This is a genomic window from Candidatus Omnitrophota bacterium (assembly GCA_040755155.1).
GTDB lineage: Bacteria > Hinthialibacterota > Hinthialibacteria > Hinthialibacterales > Hinthialibacteraceae > JBFMBP01.
In genome coordinates, this window is record JBFMBP010000098.1 from 63,824 (window position 1) to 83,492 (window position 19,669).

Annotated in this window: 17 protein-coding genes and 1 pseudogene; 9 read left to right on the top strand and 9 right to left on the bottom strand. The window is 50.7% G+C overall.

What is annotated here, in order from left to right; translation table 11 throughout:
* Positions 1-110: 110 nt before the first annotated feature.
* From AB1656_14820 to AB1656_14845, 6 genes and pseudogenes are all read left to right on the top strand, one after another.
* The gene (locus AB1656_14820) at positions 111-1,157 is read left to right on the top strand and encodes an ABC transporter ATP-binding protein (protein MEW6236655.1); all 1,047 of its coding nucleotides are present in this window, start codon (positions 111-113) and stop codon (positions 1,155-1,157) included.
* Positions 1,154-2,077, top strand: coding sequence for a 6-bladed beta-propeller (locus tag AB1656_14825; protein MEW6236656.1), 924 nt, complete (start codon positions 1,154-1,156; stop codon positions 2,075-2,077). The genes AB1656_14820 and AB1656_14825 overlap by 4 nt, the downstream gene beginning before the upstream one ends.
* A gap of 51 nt (positions 2,078-2,128) precedes the next feature.
* The gene (locus AB1656_14830; protein MEW6236657.1) at positions 2,129-3,373 is read left to right on the top strand and encodes an alpha/beta hydrolase-fold protein; all 1,245 of its coding nucleotides are present in this window, start codon (positions 2,129-2,131) and stop codon (positions 3,371-3,373) included.
* A 177-nt stretch (positions 3,374-3,550) separates the two neighbouring features.
* Positions 3,551-3,784, top strand: a pseudogene (locus AB1656_14835) (DUF418 domain-containing protein).
* A 122-nt stretch (positions 3,785-3,906) separates the two neighbouring features.
* Positions 3,907-4,296, top strand: coding sequence for a hypothetical protein (locus AB1656_14840; GenBank protein MEW6236658.1), 390 nt, complete (start codon positions 3,907-3,909; stop codon positions 4,294-4,296).
* Positions 4,297-4,527: 231 nt separating this feature from the next.
* On the top strand, positions 4,528-5,730 hold the full coding sequence (locus AB1656_14845; protein ID MEW6236659.1) for an argininosuccinate synthase: 1,203 nt from the start codon (positions 4,528-4,530) through the stop codon (positions 5,728-5,730).
* 367 nt (positions 5,731-6,097) lie between these two features.
* Here AB1656_14845 and AB1656_14850 read toward each other — a convergent pair whose 3' ends face one another.
* The 9 genes from AB1656_14850 to AB1656_14890 form a co-directional block, all read right to left on the bottom strand.
* Entirely contained in the window at positions 6,098-6,961 is an 864-nt protein-coding gene (locus AB1656_14850) for a formylglycine-generating enzyme family protein (GenBank protein MEW6236660.1), read from the bottom strand.
* 42 nt (positions 6,962-7,003) lie between these two features.
* Positions 7,004-8,011: a hypothetical protein gene (locus AB1656_14855; GenBank protein MEW6236661.1), complete on the bottom strand. Its 1,008-nt coding sequence runs from the start codon at positions 8,009-8,011 to the stop codon at positions 7,004-7,006.
* Between the two features lie 24 nt (positions 8,012-8,035).
* Complete coding sequence (locus AB1656_14860; protein ID MEW6236662.1) at positions 8,036-9,457, bottom strand: PQQ-binding-like beta-propeller repeat protein; 1,422 nt, start codon at positions 9,455-9,457, stop codon at positions 8,036-8,038.
* 22 nt (positions 9,458-9,479) lie between these two features.
* Entirely contained in the window at positions 9,480-10,682 is a 1,203-nt protein-coding gene (locus AB1656_14865) for a PQQ-binding-like beta-propeller repeat protein (protein MEW6236663.1), read from the bottom strand.
* 43 nt (positions 10,683-10,725) lie between these two features.
* Positions 10,726-12,045: a PQQ-binding-like beta-propeller repeat protein gene (locus tag AB1656_14870; GenBank protein ID MEW6236664.1), complete on the bottom strand. Its 1,320-nt coding sequence runs from the start codon at positions 12,043-12,045 to the stop codon at positions 10,726-10,728.
* Positions 12,046-12,136: 91 nt separating this feature from the next.
* Positions 12,137-13,912 carry a PQQ-binding-like beta-propeller repeat protein gene (locus tag AB1656_14875; protein MEW6236665.1) on the bottom strand — a complete coding sequence of 592 codons (1,776 nt, stop codon included), beginning with the start codon at positions 13,910-13,912 and terminating at the stop codon, positions 12,137-12,139.
* Positions 13,909-15,231 (bottom strand): 4Fe-4S binding protein, encoded by a 1,323-nt coding sequence (locus tag AB1656_14880; protein ID MEW6236666.1) that lies wholly within the window; start codon positions 15,229-15,231, stop codon positions 13,909-13,911. The genes AB1656_14875 and AB1656_14880 overlap by 4 nt, the downstream gene beginning before the upstream one ends.
* Positions 15,228-15,797, bottom strand: coding sequence for a ferredoxin (locus AB1656_14885; GenBank protein MEW6236667.1), 570 nt, complete (start codon positions 15,795-15,797; stop codon positions 15,228-15,230). The genes AB1656_14880 and AB1656_14885 overlap by 4 nt, the downstream gene beginning before the upstream one ends.
* Positions 15,790-16,029 (bottom strand): hypothetical protein, encoded by a 240-nt coding sequence (locus AB1656_14890; protein MEW6236668.1) that lies wholly within the window; start codon positions 16,027-16,029, stop codon positions 15,790-15,792. The genes AB1656_14885 and AB1656_14890 overlap by 8 nt, the downstream gene beginning before the upstream one ends.
* A gap of 256 nt (positions 16,030-16,285) precedes the next feature.
* Here AB1656_14890 and AB1656_14895 point away from each other — a divergent pair, with 256 nt between their 5' ends.
* From AB1656_14895 to AB1656_14905, 3 genes are all read left to right on the top strand, one after another.
* Positions 16,286-17,512 carry a PQQ-binding-like beta-propeller repeat protein gene (locus AB1656_14895; GenBank protein ID MEW6236669.1) on the top strand — a complete coding sequence of 409 codons (1,227 nt, stop codon included), beginning with the start codon at positions 16,286-16,288 and terminating at the stop codon, positions 17,510-17,512.
* A gap of 165 nt (positions 17,513-17,677) precedes the next feature.
* A complete protein-coding gene (locus tag AB1656_14900; protein MEW6236670.1) occupies positions 17,678-18,283 on the top strand; it encodes a type II secretion system protein GspG in 606 nt (201 codons plus the stop codon).
* Positions 18,284-18,306: 23 nt separating this feature from the next.
* Positions 18,307-19,602: a glycosyltransferase family 4 protein gene (locus AB1656_14905; protein ID MEW6236671.1), complete on the top strand. Its 1,296-nt coding sequence runs from the start codon at positions 18,307-18,309 to the stop codon at positions 19,600-19,602.
* The last annotated feature ends 67 nt before the right edge of the window (positions 19,603-19,669 follow it).

Here is a 19,669-nt window from a genome sequence, read left to right on the forward strand (position 1 = left end):
CAAGAAATTGAAATCCTTCCTGCTCTTTTGAACGGTTCTTCTAATTTGCGTTGAAATACCAACGCTGAAAGCGAAAGAACATGGGCTGCGTAACATGAGATAGTAAAATTATGGATTTTATCAATGAAACCAATGAATCCAGCGTTACGTTAAAATCCATCTTTATCTCTTATGGAAAAACGGAAGCGCTGCGCGGCGTGAGTTTTCATGCGCCCCAAGGAGAAATCACCGCGCTTTTCGGTCCGTCCGGCGCGGGTAAAACGACCTGTCTGCGCCTTATTGCGGGTTTGGAAAAACCGTCGGCGGGAACCATCCACATTGGAACACGACTCGTCAGCGCCGAAAACGTATGGATTCCTCCCCGCCGCCGGGGAGTGGGATTCTGCTTTCAGGAACCGGCGTTATGGCCTGCGCTGAGGGTGAGGGAGCATGTCGAATTGCCGATGAGGGAGAATGGACTCCATGCGGACGAACGGCGGAAGCAGGCTGCCGCCTTGCTGGATCGCTTCAGCCTCTTGCCGCTGGCGGAACGCAAACCGGAGCAACTGTCGGGCGGCGAGCAAAAGCGCCTCGCCTTCGCCCGCACTCTAGCCAACGATCCCAAAATACTGCTCTTGGACGAGCCGCTCTCCAGCGTTGAAGGTCCATTGCGCGATGAACTGATCGATTTGATTCACAGCTGCAAACGAAACGGAACCGTCATTCTTATCGTAACCCATCAATTGGACGAAGCGTTCGCCCTGGCGGATCACCTGGCGATTTTGCAAGAAGGCCGTTTGTTGCGCGAGGGCGCAACGCAAGAGGTTTTTCTGAATCCGCAATCGATCGCAGCGGCGAAATTATTGGGCTACCGCAATTTTTTCCCTGTCCATGCCAAAGAGGACGGGATTCATTCCCCGTTCGGAATGTGGGTATGCGCGGAAAAACGCCAGGGGGAAGGCTTAGCGGCGGCTTTGCCCGGCGATTTCATTGTGGAACGATGCGAGGAAGGCGAAGGCGTTGTTCAAGCCTGCTGGTTTTCCGGACGCGGTTATAGGATCAGAGCGGCAATGGGGGACCGGCTCGTCGAGGGGATTTCCTCTACGACATTGCCGGTAGGAGAACGGGTGAAGGTTCGGCTTCAAGGCGCGCCGATATGGTTGGAAGGAAAAGAATGAACGCTTTGCGCGCACGATGGATAATCTTTCTAATTGTATTGATTCTAATGGGAAATTGCTCGGGAGAAGAGGGCGCGAAAAGCGGAGTATCCGTATGGGGATCACGGGGAAAACAGCCGGGACGCTTCGGAACGCCGCGCGCCATTCTTGCGCGCCAAGGCGCCGTCTTCGTCATCGATCGCACCGGACGAGTGCAAAAATTCGATGAAGAGGGAGCGTTTATTCTGCAATGGACGCTGGAGAAAATCGATAACGGAACGCCGACGGGCCTAGCGGTAGACGCGGCGGGGGATGTGTGGATTCCCGACACTCACAATTCCCGCATATTGCATTACCGCAACGATGGAACATTCGTATCCTCGTTCGGCGAATATGGAAAAGAGCCAGGGAAATTTATATTTCCCACGGATATGACGTTTGGCGATCAAGGGGAACTCTTCATCGCCGAATACGGCGAAATCGACCGCATTCAAGTCTTCACGCCGGAAGGAAATTACTTGCGGGGATGGGGAGAATACGGTTCCGGCGAAGGGCAATTCAACCGCGCTATGGGCATTGTCAAAGCTTACGATAGCCTTCTCTATATTGCCGATTCGGTAAACGATCGCGTCGTGGTTTGCAGCCAAGCGGGCGAATTTGTCCGGCAATTCGGACATAAAGGAAGCGGGAAAGGAGAATTGTCGTTTCCCTACGGCATCGACGCCGACGAGGAAGGAAACATTTACGTTTGCGAGTATGGAAACAACCGCCTGCATAAATTTTCACCCACAGGGCAAAGCCTGGGAACCTGGGGCCGCCTAGGCGGCGCCGTTGGAGAATTGGCTCAACCTTGGGGCGTCGCGGTAGACAAAGGCAAGGTCTTCGCCGCCGATTCTAAAAACCACCGCATTCAAGTCGTCTCCACAAAAGCGTTCGATTGATCTATCATCAATTTTTATCTTCAACGAAGAGGGAACCAGGAGACGAAGAGGATGAATTCTATAAAAAACGCCGTTTTATGCTTGATCGCAATAGCAACGATGAGCCAAGCCCAGGCCGCCGATATTTCCGGCGTATGGAAAGCCGAATTCGACACGCAAATCGGCCTGCAAAAGTACGTCTTCACATTTACGCAGGACGGCGGCAAGATAATCGGAAAAGCCAATTCCATTATTGGCGACGAGAAACGCGAAACGGAATTGCAGGATATCAAAATGGATGGAGACGCAATAACATTTTTCGAGACATATTCATTTCAAGGCAACGACCTTCGCATCGACTATAAAGGAACACTGGCTGGCGATGAAATCAAATTCACGCGCCAGGTCGGCGAATTCGCGACTGAGGAACTTACGGCCAAGCGGGAAACCGCTCCGTCGCAAGATCAAAAATCCGCCGATTCGTCTGCTCGTCCCAACGCGAACGAAAGTCAACGAAGAGCGCCTGAAATCGAACTGGGACCGGACGACAAGCCCGCTTATCCCCCGGCGCCCGAGGGCTTCGACCAAGTGCGCGCAAATATCGACCACGGCCAATTCGAAGGCGTTGAATACGATTCCAAGGCCGTCGGCTTCAAACGAAAAATGGTGATCTACTTGCCGCCCAAGTATTCGAAAAGCAAAAAATACCCGGTTCTTTATCTCTTACACGGCATCGGCGATATCGAGGTGGATTGGAGCCAGAAAGGTAAGGCGAATATTATTCTCGACAATCTTATCGCCGACAAAAAAATAGTCCCCATGATCGTCGTTATGCCCAATGGCAGAGCGGCGAAAGGCATGACTCCGCAAACGCCGTGGGGCGAGCAGTTTCCCGCCTTTGAAGCCTTCGAGAACGATCTGTTGGGCGATGTCATTCCCTATGTCGAGTCGCATTATTCTGTGAAAGATGGCCGTGAGAATCGCGCCATCGCCGGACTTTCAATGGGCGGCGGACAGACGCTGAATTTCGGCCTGCAGCATCTTGACGTTTTCGCTTGGATCGGTGGATTTTCCTCCGCGCCCAACACAAAGCCGATCGAGACGCTCGTTCCCCATCCCGAAGACGCGGCGAAAAAGATTAAGTTGCTCTGGATTTCCTGCGGAGACGAAGATGGATTGATTAACATCAGCCAAAACGCCCACGCCTATCTCAAAAAACATAACGTTCCACATACCTGGCACGTAGAAACCGGCGGACATACGTGGGCTGTATGGAAAAACGATCTTTATCTGCTATCTCAACTGTTGTTCCGGTGAAAGGCAATGGCGGAAAGCTAGAGAATATGAATGTAAATGAATAACACGCAAACAGCATCATTATTTATCCTATATCAATTACAGCCGTTTTGAAATGCCGAAACGGTCGAAATGAAAAACGGATGGCGGGTAGAATCTGCCGTATTTTCAGAAGGCTAAAACGTTACTACAGGACAAATGGCGCTGTCGAATTATTTAATGCAGTCGGTTCTGAGCACTCTATTCTTTTTCGGGCGCGGATTAGGATGGTATGGGTATCTAGAGCGCTATCAACAATTTCTTTTTGTAGTAACAATATGGATTATTCAACTAATATAATCTCTATTCTGGATGAAATACTTCCGATTTGGGCCTTTTGAATGGATTTGGCGTTCATTGACCTATTTGAAAGTTCAATCATTTTGGCGTTAAAACAAATTGGCATTACAATATCTCCTATTATACCAGAGTAATTGATGGGTCAAACGACGCGACCCATCCTACGATCTCGTTGCCAGCGTAAAAACAATCAAATCGTGAAAGACGAAAGTGGAATGAGAAACGACAAAACGTTGGATAAAAACTCATCATTCAAAGGCGAAGCCGCCAAGGCGGCCCTATTGTCCGCCCTTGTGCTTCCCGGCGCCGGACAGATGTACAACCGCCAATGGATCAAGGGGCTTTTTCTCGGCCTTTTATTTCTCGCCGCGTCGCTGGCCGTTCTCATCCCGCTCACACTAGCGGCGGCGGGGTATTATCTTGCCTTGAATTCGGAGTCGCTGGATTCCATCGAGAAATCTCTCCAACCCATCAAGGATATGATGCTCAGCCTCATTGTCCTCGCCGTCTCCAGCATTGTCCTCTATGTTTACTCCATCGTCGACGCCTACGCCCAGAGAATGCGGATGGAGAAGGAGGCCTCTCAGAACGATCCGGAAAATTAAGACGAATCAACCTAATCGCTAATTTTCATTCTGCTTTCTCTTCGTCCGTTTAGAATAAAATAACAAAACCGTCTTATTCCACTTCTTTTTTCTGATCTAGCGTTCCAAAATAAATGTTTTTAATTCAAACGGGATTACTACTCAAAAATAAAATCTTGGGGAATAATAATAAATTTAGGATTTGTTCGTAGTAGAAAGCATAAGCATTCAGCATCCTGAGGTGAATAGATCATGGCTGACATTAAGAAAGTCGTCCTGGCGTACTCCGGGGGATTGGACACGTCCGTCATCATTCCCTGGCTCATCGAAAACTACGGCTGCGAAGTCATCGCCTTTGCGGCGGACATCGGGCAAGGCGAAGAACTGGCGCCCTTGGAAGAGAAAGCCATCAAATCCGGCGCTTCCAAAATCTATATCGAAGACCTGCGCGAAGAGTTTCTGCGCGATTTCTGCGTTCCCATGCTTCACGCCGAAGCCATTTACGAACGCCGCTATCTTCTGGGAACCTCCATCGCCCGTCCTTTGATCGCCAAAGGCCAGGTCGCCGTCGCCCTCAAGGAAGGCGCGGACGCCGTCGCTCACGGCGCCACCGGCAAAGGCAACGACCAGGTGCGCTTCGAACTGACATACCAGGCGCTCGCTCCCGGTTTGAAAGCCATCGTCCCTTGGCGCGAGTGGGACATCCGCTCCCGCGAGGACGCCGTCGAATACGCCAAAAAGCGCAACATCCCCGTGCCCGTTACGGCGAAGAAGCCCTACTCCATGGACCGCAATATTTGGCATCTCTCTTTCGAAGGCGGCATCCTGGAAGACCCCGCAAGCGAACCGCCGCAAGACATGTTCATTCTTACGACGAATCCGGAAGACGCCCCCAACGAACCGGAATACGTTGAGATTGAATTCGAGCAAGGCGTTCCCTCGGCGGTAAACGGCCAGCGCCTGGGCTTAGTCGATCTCCTCACCCGCCTCAACGAACTAGGCGGCAAGCACGGCGTTGGCCGCGTCGATTTGGTGGAAAACCGCCTTGTGGGCATGAAATCGCGCGGCGTCTACGAAACCCCCGGCGGAACGCTGTTGCACATCGCCCATAGCGCCTTGTTGTCGCTGACTTGCGACCGCGACACGCTGCATTATCGCCACATCCTCGCCGAGCGCTACGCCGAACTCGTCTACTACGGCCAATGGTACTCCCCGCTGCGCAAAGCCTTGGACGCCTTCTTCCAGGAATCGGAACGCTTCGTCACCGGAATCGTCCGATTAAAACTTTACAAGGGCAACGCCTATCTCGCAGGACGCAAGTCGCCCAATTCGCTCTACCGGCTGGATTACGCCACTTTCGGAAAGGACGAAGTCTACAACCAAAAAGACGCTGAAGGCTTCATCCGCCTTTTCGGTTTGCCCACGAAGATCGTCAATATGATGCGCAAGGAATAATACCAAAATGCATTGAGATTGTTGTTTTCAAAATTCCTCTCCCAAGATTGGGAGAGGTTAGGTGAGGGTTGATATTATTAGGCTTATATTTCCCTCACCCTAACCCTCTCCCAAAGGGCGAGGGAATTTATAAGCTGCAATTTTAACGCAGATTGGTATAATAACCGTTAAAAAGGGAGCGAAGTTCCCCGCTCTTCTATAGCCTATGAGAATACGCAAAGCCCAACTGAAACCCGGTTGGGCTTTATCGTTGCGTGATTTTTTCGACGATAACGGCGGGCGGATTGTATAGGGAGTTCATGGTCAGAACGAAGAATGAGGAATCCAATCTACAACGGTAGGCTATCCATTCCCATAACTGATTTGCTTAATCGAGGCGCATCATTCGAGTCGCCGCCACGCGCAAGCCAAATCCACTGCAACTGCGGCGGTCGTCCGGCGAGTAGCCGTATCGAAACGCCGAACGGCATCCCGCGGCGTCGTATTCCCAACCGCCGCCGCGTAGAACTCGATGCGTTCCTTCTTTTGGGCCTCGAGGATCTATAACATCTTTTCTTTCATAAGGATATTCCCACCAATCTTGGCACCATTCGTAGACGTTGCCATGCATATCGTACAAGCCAAAGGGATTAGGCCGCTTTCGTCCCGCTTCTTTGGCGCCGTAGGGACGATTGTTGCCGCACCACCACATATAGCGATCATGCTCTTCGCAAAATTCGCATATATCCCCACATTCCAATACATCTCCGTGGGAAAACCTCGTTGAGGTTCCCGCCCGGCAGGCGTATTCCCATTCCGCTTCGGTAGGCAAACGGAAAAGTCCTTGGCCGGTTTGATTCAATCGTTTAATGAATTCCTGGCAATCGTACCAGGTTACGTAATAGACCGGGTAGTTTGCTCCAACGCCATAACCGTTGGCGGGATTGGAACCCATCACGGCTTCCCATTGAGCTTGGGTCGCTTCATATTTGCTCAAATAGAAATCGTTGGTAATAGTTACCCGATGCTGCGGCCATTCCCAATTGTGACGCCCTCGTTCGCTGGATGCAGACCCCATAATGAATGCGCCCGCTTTGATTAACGCCATTTCCAACGGCTTGGCGTTTTGGGGAAGGATTCCCAGATCGACTGTGATTGCCGGATTGCCGTTCAACGCATCCTGTTGCGCGCAAGCAAAAAGAATCCCGCAAAAAAGAAAAATCCATACAGGCCGTTGAATAACATTTCTCATGGGAATACTCATCGTTTCGATTGAAAGGAATGAGCGGGCGATTCAAATCCGGGCGAATATCCGCACTTGAGCAAGAGCGGGATCCAGGATTAATATTCTGCCCTTAGAATCTATCGCTACATCCAATCCCAAGCCGCTGAAACAATAATCAGGAACGGCGCTGAGACTATCATGCCGGCTGAATTGATCCGGAGCGGCGACAAAGCCTAAAAACGTCCCCTCCTTATCGAATACTTTAACGCGCGTAATTCCCTTTTCGCAGGTTACGAATCCCTCATCATTGGGGAGGAGAGTAAAATTGACTGGATTGCAGCAACCGCAGAATTTTTTGACATCGTCATTGGAAAACTCGCCCCACCACGACGTCAGATTCCCATCAGGATTGTACGACTCGACGCGGTGTTTGCCGGTGTTGACGACATGCGCAATGCCGTTGGGAGAAATCGCCAGATCAAAATAGTAACTGGGCAGAACGAAATCGCCGAAGCTTCCTTTTTCATTGCCATGAAGATCGTAACGATAGACCGTTCGGGCGCCAAAATCGGCGGCTAAGACATTCTCCTCCCATACGCCGATCGAAGTGATAAATGACTTTGAATTGTTTGGCTTCCAACGTTCTTTCAATTGCCCGGAAGAATCGTACGTCTCAATATGGTCTTCGGCTCCGGCATACAGCGTTCCATCTTTGGAAACAGTCAGCGCCGTCGCTTCGTTTTGTAAGGTGACGGCGAAAGGCAGTCTTTCTCCCGATGGCTCGAACGCTCGTATTTCCTGGCCTCCGCTTACGTAGATTCTATCGTCAGGCCCAACGGCGATGGAGCGCGCCCAGGAAAAACCCGTATGGATAGGAGAGCTGGTCTCTTTATACAAAACCAAAGCCGGATCGATCGGCTGCCGCAGATTGAGAACGGGCTGGTTTTCAATTCTCCGTCCAACGTCCTTCTTGGCGGGCTTGTTCATAAGAATAAGCGTCAAACTGGCGCAAACGATGATTCCCGCAACGAAGGCGCCTATCGCTCTCTCGCTGGAAATGAATCGAATCGACATCATTGATTCTCCTTTCGCATAACGAGTTTATTCCGGCGTCCCCGCCCGAAGGCAGACCATTCTTGTTAGATCGCGAAGAATCAACCGGCCGGAAGCGACGGCGATGGGCGCCCACGAATCGCTTCCCTGTAAAACTTGAGTTTGATCCCAAAGGCGAAACCCATCCGGCGCGGCTTCCACCCGGCTTAACAGGCCGTTGTCGTTCATTGCGTAAATCAGAGAACCGGCGATTGTGTAAGGACCTAGGCCGAATTTATAGGCACTAGTGCTATTCCATTTCTCGTTGCCGTCCAGGTCGAGGCAGACTAACATCCCGTCCGGCCTGATTCCATAGATGAATCCATTATAGAGAATGGGAGTATGTTGAGGGGAGCCGAATCGCTCGGGTTTTAATCGGAAGAGAATGGAAGGAACGATGCGCCCTGAATTTTCTTCGAGTTTTAACATCATGCTGCCTGCTTTGTAACCGCCGCTGAGAAAGAGGCGTTCATCTCCTATCGCTAAAGGAGAGGGAACATTGGCCATGCGAATAGTCCATTCCGGCGTTTCCCACAAGATGCTCCCATCCTTCGCAGAAACGCCCGCGACTCCCCCGCTGGCGCAATAGACATACATTCTCCGCCCATTGAAATCCATAGGAGTGATCGACGAATGGGTCATTTTCCAGTCGTTTGGATTGGGGCTTTCCCATACCGTTTCGCCAGTTTCGATATCGACGGCTATCATCAGAGCGGAGCCGCCCGGCGCCAGAATAACTCTATCGCCGTCGATCAAAGGACATTGACCGGCGTACCAGGGAGGGACTTCGGCGTCGTAAGCGTTCACCAAATCCAACGACCACTTTTTTTCGCCCGTCTTCGAATTCAGACAAGTTACTTGACACTTAGGACCGATGGATACGACGTATTTTTCCGTCACATAAGGAATCGTCCGGCTCATTCCATGATTGCGTTTGACGTTTTCGGGATAGGTATATCTCCAAATTTCCTTGCCTTCCGCTAAAGAGAGACAGCGCAAAGCGTCGGCTTTCTTTTCCCGATCGTAATCCAGCATGTACACCCGGCCATTTAACACCGCCGCTCCAGCAAAACCTTCTCCGACGTCGAGCGACCATAATTCGGTAAAACCGCTGTCTTTGGGGGTAGGCTTAAAATTGTCCTTGCAGATGTTGTCCAGGTCTTTACCGCGAAAACAAGGCCATGCGCCGCGCAGATCCGCCGGCAGGCCGTCCGGTCTTGGCTGTAAACTCGCAGGTATTTCGCCTGAGGTTAATAACACGCCTTCCGGTCCCGTTCGGCCGCCTTCGGAGGCGGCGCCGGATTTATCCTGTCCGGGAACGCGCTCCTCAAAAGTCATCGGCGGACGAGAGGCAATCCAAAGGCAGAGGGCGGCGATCCCCGCCAAGGCGAAGCTAGCGCTGATGATTTTGCCAAGAACGGATTCGCTCAAGGACCTTCGATCCAAGATGTTTTTAATCGATTTTGGGTCCGAATGCATATACGTTGCCATCCTCCGAGCCTACGACGACTCGTCCGTACGCCGCGGCGGGCGACGAGCTGATCGGAGCGCCGATCTCGTAACTCCAGAGTTCCTTTCCGTCCGAGAGGCGCACTAGGTAAAGACGACCGTCGTCCGATCCCACAATAACTTTATCTTCTGCAATGGCGGGGCTGGATTCGATTTTTGCGCGCGTGCGAAACATCCATATCGGCTCGCCGGTTTTGGTATTCAAACAATGGAGGTTTTTGTCATGACCGCCGAATACAAGCCGGTCGCCTATCAATGCGGCAGTCGAAAAGATAGGTTCCTTTCCTTCATACCGCCAAAGAATTTCTCTCGTAAACGCATCGATGCAGAGAAACTCTCCTACAAACTGCCCTATGTATACACGATTCCCTTCGAAAACCGGTGAAGCGGCGATATACGATCCCGCATTCACGCGCGCGACCACTTCGCCGTTTTTGTCGGAGACAATATGGATCATGTTATCGCATCCGCCAATGACTACAAAATCGCCTCTCACAGCTGGCGCGCCGTTGATGTAGTGATCCGTTGCGTAGATCCACTCTGGCTTACCCGTCTCCGAGTTGACGCAATGGAGTTTTTTGTCGTAACTCCCAACTAGGATGTATGGGCAATTCTCGCCCTGCAAGCGAACCCAATTCACGCCGCCTAAAATGCGATTGCCGGTTTTATATTTCCATTTCAAAGCGCCGTCGGCTGCTTGAATGGCGTAGAGATAATGATCGGACGATCCGACGTATACGGCGCCGTCCAGAACGCAAGGCGAACTCTCGATGGCATCCTCGGCGGAGAAGCGCCATATTTCTTGTCCGGAAGCAAGATCGAGAGCGTAAAGATTGCCGTCTTCCGATCCAACGTACGCGCGGCCATCGCAGAGCGCCGCCGAGGATGCAACCTCTCCGCCCGTTTTGAATTTCCAATACAGCGATAATTCATCAGGCAGCGCATCGCTGGTCGATCCTAAAAGCCGCTGGCCGCCGTGAAACATGGGCCACGCCGCCCCTTGCTGGAGGTCGTGTTTCCGTTTTTCGGTCAGTTTGTCGCGGCTCGCGTCATCCCGCTGCGGCGAGCGGTTCTCATTCCAGAAAAACAGGAACGCTGGCAGGCCAAGCAAAAATGCGAGTAAAACCGCCGCCGCTGCTTTTTTCATGAGAATGGCTTCATGAACTCTGAAACTCGTCCCTTATCGTTTGTTATTTTATCTTCACGCATTTGATTTGCGTTTGGTCGCGGATTAAAAGTTTGCCGTCGACGAGCGTCAACGGCGCCCAGCTTTCGCCCGGTTCGAGCATCTTCGCTTTAGCGAGAGGCTTGAATCCCTCCGGCGCAGGATCGATCAGATAGAGGAAGCCATCGCGTCCATCTACGCTGATTATCATTTCATCGGCGAGAATCATCCCCCCTTTATCGAAAAACGGATTGCTTTCGGTTTTCCATTGGACTTTGCCTTCCAGATTCATGCAAACCAGACCGTCGCGGGTTTCGTTCGTCGAGCAAATTCCGTACAAGTGATTCTTGTAGAAGAGAGGCGGATGGCAATGCGTTCCGAAATCCTGGGTCTTCAATACTTCTTCCGCGACATATGCGCCGTCTTTTTGGCTCACGCGGAATATCGCCGATCCGGCTCTATATCCGCCGGTAATAAAAAACCGGTCGCCGCCGATCGCCACTACGTTGGGAATGGGAATCATGCACTGCCAGCCGTTATAACTCCATAACTGTTGGCCGTTCTTCGGATCCAATCCAACAATGGCGCCTTTATTGGCTTCCGGCGATGGTTGGCTTTCCGTTTGTTGATCGCTCGAACCGCCTCGGCGGCGTCCCCGGCGTTCATTGGTAGCGCTGGCCATCACTACTTGTTCCATGCCGCCGACAGAAAATATCGCAGGCGATACGTAACTGGGATTGCCGGGAAGCGGAGCTGATTTCCATATTATGTTCCCATTGGAAGGATCGAGAGCAGCGACGCCAACCTCATTCGTCATGGGGGCGACGATTAACATATTCTTATAAAGCAAAGGATTCTGGCCGAATCCCCACCCCAGCGAAGCCGGATTCCCAAATCCTTCGCGAAGACTCTTATTCCAAATGGGCTTATGGGTCGTCTTATCGATGCAATAAATATCGCCGTCGGGTCCGCAAGTATAAATTCTTTCTTTGTCAACGGTCGGAACGGATCGAGAACCGGGGTGGCCATAGCTGCCCGACGCGTCGTAGCTATAACTCCATTCTTCTTTGCCTGTGGCCAGATCGAGACAACGAAGCGTATCTTTCTTATCCGCCTTATCGAGGATATATACTTTACCCTCATAGACCGCTGGAGCGCCATATCCTTCCCCAAGAGGAAATATCCACAACGCTTCCGGTCCGCTTTCGGGCCACGATTTCAATAATCCTGTTTCCGGCGATGTTGCGTTTCGGTTCGGTCCCAGGTATTGCGGCCAATTGTCGCCTGAAACGGCGGACGTCCATGCGGTTAGGCAGAGTGCGAGAATCAACGCTTTTTTCATCATCTTTATTTCCTCCATAATTGAATCTGCATAGTTCACTCTTAGTGAAAGAAGAGAAAGTATTATTTGTTTGTCGCTTCCCCTTCGATAAAAGTTACGATTTATCGCCTATGCAATATAAATTGCGATCGCCACGAATTACGATTTTCCCATCCAGAAAAGCGGGTGATGCTCGCAGCCACTCATCCAAAAACGATTTTTGACTTTCTTCATATTCGCGGGCCGCTTTGACTCGGTAGCCATTTCCGCTTTCGCTAAGCAGATAAATCCATCCTCCAGCAAGACTGGGAGAAGACTGAAACGCATCATCGAAGCCGTGTTCCCAGACCATTACTCCGGTTTGAACGTCGTAGCAGGTTAAATATCCGCCGCCGCCGAGAATAAAAACCAGTTCCCCGTTGCTTACGGGACTACAGATATCCGGAGCGGGGCAATCCTTCGACCATACGATATTGGGACTGTCCGTTACGTCGCCTCGGCCGTCTGGACGAATGGCATACAATATTTCATTGGATTTGATGGCAAAAATTTTGTCTGCTGCAAAAATGGGGGAAGGCGCTAAATCCGTTCCCAGCAAATTCGCTTTCCATAATTCTTCTCCTGTACCTGGTTCGTAGGCAATGATCCAAGGATCGGAACAAGTAACAAGTTGCTTTTCCTTTCCTACATCGATGACGATGGGCGTCGTCCAGGATGAACCTACCGGACGCTTCGATCGCCATGCGATCTCGCCCGTTTTTCCTTCCAAGGCGTAGAGCATGGATTTTCCATCTTCTTTGCCGCCCTGATCGTATTGAACGAGCAAGAGATTCTGGTAGAGGACAAGCGATGAGGCGTTTCCGTAGGGATTTTCCGGAACTCCCAGGTTTTTAGCCCAGGCTCTCTGGCCGTTGAAATGGAAAGCGATCAAATCGCCGTCGGGGAAGATGGCGTAGACGCGCGAGCCGTCGCAGGCCATCGTCGAAGGGGCGCGCCCCGTATCTTCAAAAAAAACCGGCGATTCTCCCGGATTTCCGGGAATGTTATCGACGGGGCTTCGCCATAGGAGTTCGCCGGATTGCATAGAATAACAAAAGACTTCTTTTTTATTTTCATCGGCGCCCGATATGAATACTTGGTCGCCCCAGACGATAGGCGAGTTATTCCCGGGAAGCAGAATCTCGGTTTTCCAGAGAACGCCCTCGCCGGTTTTGCCGTCCCAAAACGCGGGAGCGCGATCGTAAGCAGATATTCCCAACCCCCCAGGACCGCGAAATCTCGGCCAGTTTTTTTGAATCTCTTCCGGGCTGGGATAATCGGCGGCCGGAACGGCGGAAGCCATGCTCGATTCCTGAGATTCGGACGCGGGAAATGGCGTTTCGCTCCGTTGCATGGCGTTCAACGCCAAAACGCCTCCTAAAATCGACGCTCCCAAAACGCTTACTGCTCTTCTTTCCAGTTTGCGATTATGGGATTCGAATTCCGGCTCCTTCGAGCGGGATTTGGGCTTGGCTGGTTTTTTCCGGGCAGAAGCCAAACTTTTCAAGGACGCAATGAAAATAACAATTCCAACCAGGAGAAGATATTTGCCTCGCCGAGCGAAATCCCTTCGCTGGAAATAATCCCGTCTCAATTCGAGGTCAAGGAGGCGGATTTCCTTGATTAATTGTTCGTTCGTTGGTTCTTGAGTTAACTGCGCTTTTTTTTGTACGAGTTCCTCGGAATAGAGCGCTTCTTTATCGGGAAGACCGGCTTTGATGGCGGCATGGTTGAAGATCATCAAGACCGCAACCAATAGGGAAAAAACGCCGGATACGACGGCTATTCCTTTCAAAGAGGAATCCCAATAGCGTTTGTTAGAATTGTTTTTCTTCATCCTATCGTTGTTCATTGCTCTTGAATCGTTTGATCCTTCGGCGCCGAGCGAGAGGATTTTTTTTCTCGCCGCCGTTTCAATTCCACGGGACAATACGAAAAGCATCTCCCGCAGGCAACGCAGTCGGCGTTATCGATTTCATAATCCATTCTTTGTTGGGGAAGAGACAATCCTATCAGTTTGAAGGCAACCGCAAATCCAAAAAAACCTCCCAGAATCCATGCGCCCCATGAAAAACGGTTCCGTAGATTTCGAGCTTGGTTGAAGAGAACTTCTTTGGATTGTCCCAGATCGCGAAACGCCTGACTGGCATCGGAGTATGTTTCCGAGTGCGTCGAATCCTCCAAGGAAATATCTTCGGCCAGGCGAACCGCTGGATGCGTTCGCGAGAACGTGGGCGCTAAGAGAGAAAAAGACCAACTTCCAAGCGCAACCAAGATGGGCAATAAAACAAGCATCATAGCAAGTTGTTTCCGATTCTTACGAATCGGTTGCGTTTCTTCAGGCGTAGGAGGATAAATGGCGCCGAAGGGGCAGGCTTCCTCGCATAATTGGCATTGACGGCACTCGTCGGGAGAAACCGTAACCTGCCATAAAGAGAGCCGAGACAAAAGACGAAGGATCGCGCCATAAGGACATAAAAATAGGCAATACGGCCTGCCAACAAAAACGCCGATCGCCAATAGCGAAAATCCTACAATTATAATATTCAGCCTGCCGGAAAGCCGGAAAAATGAGACAAAAGGATCGTATTCGCAAATAATAAAGGAACTTCCCTGAGCGGCGAACAACACCGCCAAACCAAGGTATAGATAAGGGATCAAGCCGAGGGATTGCAGCAGCCAGCGGGGAATTCGTATGGGTTTAATGAGCACAACGTCCTGGATAGCGCCTAAAGGGCATACTCCGGCGCAGAATACTCGTCCGCTGTAAAGCGCGAATATCAGGGGCAAAAGGAAAAACGCAATAACTACGAAGGGGATGGCGCTGTTCGCATGAAAGAGCGAATAAGCGACATTTTGGATAGCGCCGATCGAACAGACGCAGCCTTCGCGATAAAAACCAAAATAAAGGAGAGAAAAGATCGTGAGCGCAAAAATGCCTGGACGGTTTCGTTTATAGATAACCAGATAAGAAGCGAGGGAAAGCGCGGTGAAAAGTACGGCCAAATCCAGATAATTCAACCATCCCGCCCGGGGCTGCGGCGTTGTTGTTGCCGGCATAACGTAACCGCTTTCGAAATCCGGGGGAGGAAAGCGTTGAATATCTTCCGCAGCGCCAAGACAAGCCAGGAGCAGTATTAGGAACGGCGCGGTTCGAACAAAAAAGATCATCCTTTGCTGGTCGTTCCTTTCAATAAATACGGCTCGTCATAGGGAACTCGCTGAAACGCTTCTGATGGGCATGCTATGGCGATCGAACATTCGTTGCAATTCAAGCAACGGTCATGACGAACCTGCAAATAGAACGATCCGTTTCCGAAAGCTTTGCACCATTTAACGCATTTCCCGCATCCGGTGCACAGGTTTTCGTCGATTTTGTATTCGTAATAAGGATCTTCAATAAAGGTGCGCACTATGGCGCCGGTGGGACAGAGTTGGTTTTCCGCTCCGGTGTTAAGCGCCTGGGGAGAAGGATCGAAAAAACCGGTGCACAATTTGCAATAGCCGCACATGGCGTAGGCTTGAACGCACTTGACGGCGGACTCTTCCAGTACGCAATGAGTCGCGCAAATTCCGCACATAACGCATTTGTGAGGATCGATCTGCCAACAATACCGTTGGCTTTGGCTTCGTCCCATCATGCCTCCCGCGAAACCGCCAACGCAAAGAAGGCTAAAACTTCGAATTCCTTCCGCAAGCAGGCTGCGCCGGCTAACTTCTTTTGCGTTTTTATTCATGAATTCGCTCCTTGGACGGCGGTTTAAAGGAAAGGGCTTGGGGAAGTGAACAAGATTCAAAAATCTTGCACTCCCGGCAAGGAATAACGACTTCGCATGACGCTTGCGGCAGAGCCGCCCTTGAAGGATTCATCGCCATTTTTCCCATCGCAGCCAGGCCGAACAACGCCGCTGTCCGCCCTAAAGCGCGAAGCAGCTCTCGCCGATTATGCTTGTTTTCTTTAGCGGGCATCCTATCGATCTCCATGAACCGATTCCATGACGGATCATTTCTTCCATATAATAGTAACCAAATTCTGTTGAAATAAAATCCCTAAATTATCCAAAGGAAATAAGCGCTAGAAAATACGGTGGAATCTATTCACACGTCGTCAAAACTAGATTGAGGAGGAACAATAGGCTCGGAACGAACGACTTACTATTAATCCTAAAAAAACAGCGAGAAGAAAGAAACGCCCTATCCAATGGGGCGCAAAAGGGAGGCGGCCATGAAGAAAACAATGAAATGGGTTATGGGGATTGTACTTTGCGCAATCATGTCCGGCGCCAATGGCGTCCTCGCGCAGGATTGGCCTCAATGGAGGGGCGTCAATCGCGATGACAAAGCAACCGGCTTTACGGCTCCTTCGGAATGGCCAAAGGAACTCAAGCAACAATGGCAAATGAATGTCGGTTTGGGAGATGCGACGCCCTCGCTCGTAGGCGACAAACTCTACGCCTTCACACGGCAAGGCGAAGAAGAGGTGATTTTATGCCTTAATGCGGCGAATGGCGATGAGATTTGGAGGGACAAATACGCCGCGCATGCCGCGACAGGCCCAGCCGGTTCGCATCCCGGACCGCGAAGTACGCCCACCGTATCGGAAGGAAAAGTCGTTACTCTTGGCGTCAGCGGCGTACTATCCTGCCTCGATGCGTCCAGCGGCAAGGTTTTATGGAGAAAAGAAGAGTTCACGAAAGCCGTGCCGCAGTTTTTCACGGCGATGTCGCCTATCGTCATCGATGGAGTTTGCATTGCGCATCTTGGCGGAAAAGACAGCGGAAGCATCATCGCATTCGACCTGGAAAAAGGTTCGCAAAAATGGAAGTGGGATGGAGACGGCCCAGCGTACTCTTCGCCCGTTTTGGCGGAAATGGATGGAGTGAAGCAACTTGTTTTCCAGACGGAGAAAAATCTCATCGGCGTCTCAACGGCAGACGGAAGCCTCTTATGGCAAGTTCCAACTCCGCCTCAGAGAAGATTTTATAACTCCTCCACTCCCATTGTGGACGGGCAAACTGTTTTTTATACCGGGCAAGGAGAAGGAACAAAAGCCATAAAAATCGAAAAAAAGGACGGCGGTTTTGGTTTTAAAGAATTGTGGAGCAACCCAGAACTTGGATCGGGATTCAACACGCCGGTTCTTCATGACGGTTTTCTCTACGGATTGACCGCCGCGGGAAATTTGTTCTGCATTAACGCTCAAACCGGCAAATCGGCCTGGACGGACGAAAAACGGAGCAATAATTTCGGCTCCATTGTCGATGCCGGTTCCGTTCTTTTGGCTCTTCCCAGCACTTCGGAATTGATTGTTTATAAACCCAATAATGAAAAATACGAGGAACTGGCCCGGTACAAAGTATCCGACAAACCCATCTATGCGCATCCTATCATTGTTGGAAACCGGATTTTCACCAAAGACGAGAATTTTATCACTCTGTGGACAATCAAATAATTAACGCGCGATTGCTTAAAAGGGATGGATTCGCAGCAAGGCGGATTCATCCCTTTGAATCTATTGTCATCCGGCGCCATAATCCTTTTTTACAAAGTATGGAAGAATTATTTCCCAATTTCCGCAGGGATAGAAATCGTTATGAAGAATAGGAGCATACTTGCCTTGACAATCCAAAAACCATCAACGATTTTTGCTTTTACGCTCATCGAACTATTGATTGTCGTTGCGATCATTGGGATTTTGGCGGCGATTGCGGTTCCCAATTTTCTAAACGCTCAAGTACGAGCCAAAGTCGCCCGGGCGCGGGCGGATATGCGTTCGATTTCGACGGCGCTCGAAACGTACCGGATTCAATACAATTCTTATCCTCCCGATGGAGACGATTTTCTCAATTTCAATCCCGCCGATTTCGATACGAGAGCGCGGCTCAAAGTATTGACGACGCCCATCTCTTTTATGTCGAATCTTCCCTCCGATCCATTTCACGCGAGCTATATCGAATTCCCGCCCGAAACGGGCATTCAACTGCTGTTTCCCGGCAATCCTCCCTACACGTATATTTATTCGACCTACGGAAGCTACGCCGGAGATCAAAGACAGAGCGCCAACTCCGGCAAGCCTAATAATTTTGGATTGAGTTCGCTTGGGCCGAATAAAATATTCAACGCCTTTGTCGGCTACCCGATCATGTACGACATGAGCAACGGCGTCGTTTCCGATGGCGACATCACCATCGTTGGGGGCGATAGAACGCCGCTCAGTCCCTGATCCATTCAATAGGATAAGCCAGCGTGAAAATTATCAAAATCGTTCCCGGCACGGGCAATTTTTATTGCGGAAGCTGCATCCGAGATACGGCGTTGGTTCGGGCATTGCGGCGATTGGATCACGAAGCCGTCCTGCAACCCTTATATCTTCCTCTCTGCTCGGACGAATCCATTTCCGATAGCGGAGATCGCATTTTTTTCGGCGGCGTCAACGTTTTTCTTCAACAAAAAGCCGATTTTTTTCAAAAAACTCCCCGATGGTTCGACCGGATTTTCGATTCTCGCTGGCTGCTTCAGTTGTCGTCCCGTCAGGCGGGAATGACCAAAGCTTCGGAATTAGGAGAGATGACCCTTTCCATGCTGGCGGGCGAAGAGGGTCGGCAGGTTAAAGAGTTGCGCCGTTTTATCGAATGGTTGAAGCAAGAAGAAAAACCTGACGCCGTCATTTTATCGAACGCGTTATTGTTGGGATTGAGCAAATCGATTTCGCAGGTTTTAGGACTGCCGCTGCTATGTACACTGCAAGGAGAAGACGGTTTTCTCGATGCGCTTACCGAGCCTTATCGCACGGCGGCGTGGCGTCAGCTGGAATCGAAGGTGAAATATGTGGACATGTTCATTCCCGTTAGTTTTTATTACAATGGCGTAATGAAGCAAAGGCTAAACATTCCTGCCGAGAAATGCGCGGTCGTGCAGAATGGAATATCTCTGGATGGTTATAGGGAGCGAGCCGAAGAAATAAAAACTCCCACGATAGGATTTCTGGCGCGTCTGTGCGCGGCAAAGGGCTTGGATCGGCTGATTGAAGTTTTTATTCATCTCAAGAAGCATCCGGAATTTCATTCTTTGCGCTTAAAAATAGCAGGCGTAATGACAAGCGGCGATAAACCGTTCGTTAAAGAAATGAAAAAACTATTGGACAAAGCAGGCGTCCTGCCGGACGCATCGTTTCATCCGAACATCGCCCGAGAAGAAAAAATCGAGTTTTTGAATACACTTTCCGTTCTTTCCGTTCCGGCGACGTATGGAGAAGCTTTCGGTCTTTATGCGATCGAAGCGATGGCGGCGGGAGTTCCAGTAGTTCAACCCCAGCATGGCGGATTTACCGAAATCGTAGAAACGTCCGGGGGGGGCGTCCTTTACGATCCCAACGAATCGGGCGCTTACGAATCCGCTTTAGCGGAGATTCTGCTGAATCCAGGCAAAGCGAGGGAGATGGGCCGTCTTGGAAAAAAAGCCGTGCGCGATCATTTTAACGTCGATCGCATGGCGCGGGAAATTCTTAAGATCATTGAAAACCTACCCCGCTCAAAACCGTAGGAGTGAATCGAGTCCGGCGATTCTGAACCAATCGACCGCTGGATACTCAACGTTTACGCCGTGCGCC

What these genes read in the sequence shown, in the direction of transcription:
- AB1656_14820 (MEW6236655.1), top strand. Translation starts at nt 111, where the DNA reads ATGGATTTTATCAATGAAACCAATGAATCCAGCGTTACGTTAAAATCC.
- AB1656_14825 (MEW6236656.1), top strand. Translation starts at nt 1,154, where the DNA reads ATGAACGCTTTGCGCGCACGATGGATAATCTTTCTAATTGTATTGATT.
- AB1656_14830 (MEW6236657.1), top strand. Translation starts at nt 2,129, where the DNA reads ATGAATTCTATAAAAAACGCCGTTTTATGCTTGATCGCAATAGCAACG.
- AB1656_14840 (MEW6236658.1), top strand. Translation starts at nt 3,907, where the DNA reads ATGAGAAACGACAAAACGTTGGATAAAAACTCATCATTCAAAGGCGAA.
- AB1656_14845 (MEW6236659.1), top strand. Translation starts at nt 4,528, where the DNA reads ATGGCTGACATTAAGAAAGTCGTCCTGGCGTACTCCGGGGGATTGGAC.
- AB1656_14850 (MEW6236660.1), bottom strand. Translation starts at nt 6,961, where the DNA reads ATGAGAAATGTTATTCAACGGCCTGTATGGATTTTTCTTTTTTGCGGG.
- AB1656_14855 (MEW6236661.1), bottom strand. Translation starts at nt 8,011, where the DNA reads ATGATGTCGATTCGATTCATTTCCAGCGAGAGAGCGATAGGCGCCTTC.
- AB1656_14865 (MEW6236663.1), bottom strand. Translation starts at nt 10,682, where the DNA reads ATGAAAAAAGCAGCGGCGGCGGTTTTACTCGCATTTTTGCTTGGCCTG.
- AB1656_14870 (MEW6236664.1), bottom strand. Translation starts at nt 12,045, where the DNA reads ATGATGAAAAAAGCGTTGATTCTCGCACTCTGCCTAACCGCATGGACG.
- AB1656_14875 (MEW6236665.1), bottom strand. Translation starts at nt 13,912, where the DNA reads ATGAACAACGATAGGATGAAGAAAAACAATTCTAACAAACGCTATTGG.
- AB1656_14880 (MEW6236666.1), bottom strand. Translation starts at nt 15,231, where the DNA reads ATGATCTTTTTTGTTCGAACCGCGCCGTTCCTAATACTGCTCCTGGCT.
- AB1656_14885 (MEW6236667.1), bottom strand. Translation starts at nt 15,797, where the DNA reads ATGAATAAAAACGCAAAAGAAGTTAGCCGGCGCAGCCTGCTTGCGGAA.
- AB1656_14890 (MEW6236668.1), bottom strand. Translation starts at nt 16,029, where the DNA reads ATGCCCGCTAAAGAAAACAAGCATAATCGGCGAGAGCTGCTTCGCGCT.
- AB1656_14895 (MEW6236669.1), top strand. Translation starts at nt 16,286, where the DNA reads ATGAAGAAAACAATGAAATGGGTTATGGGGATTGTACTTTGCGCAATC.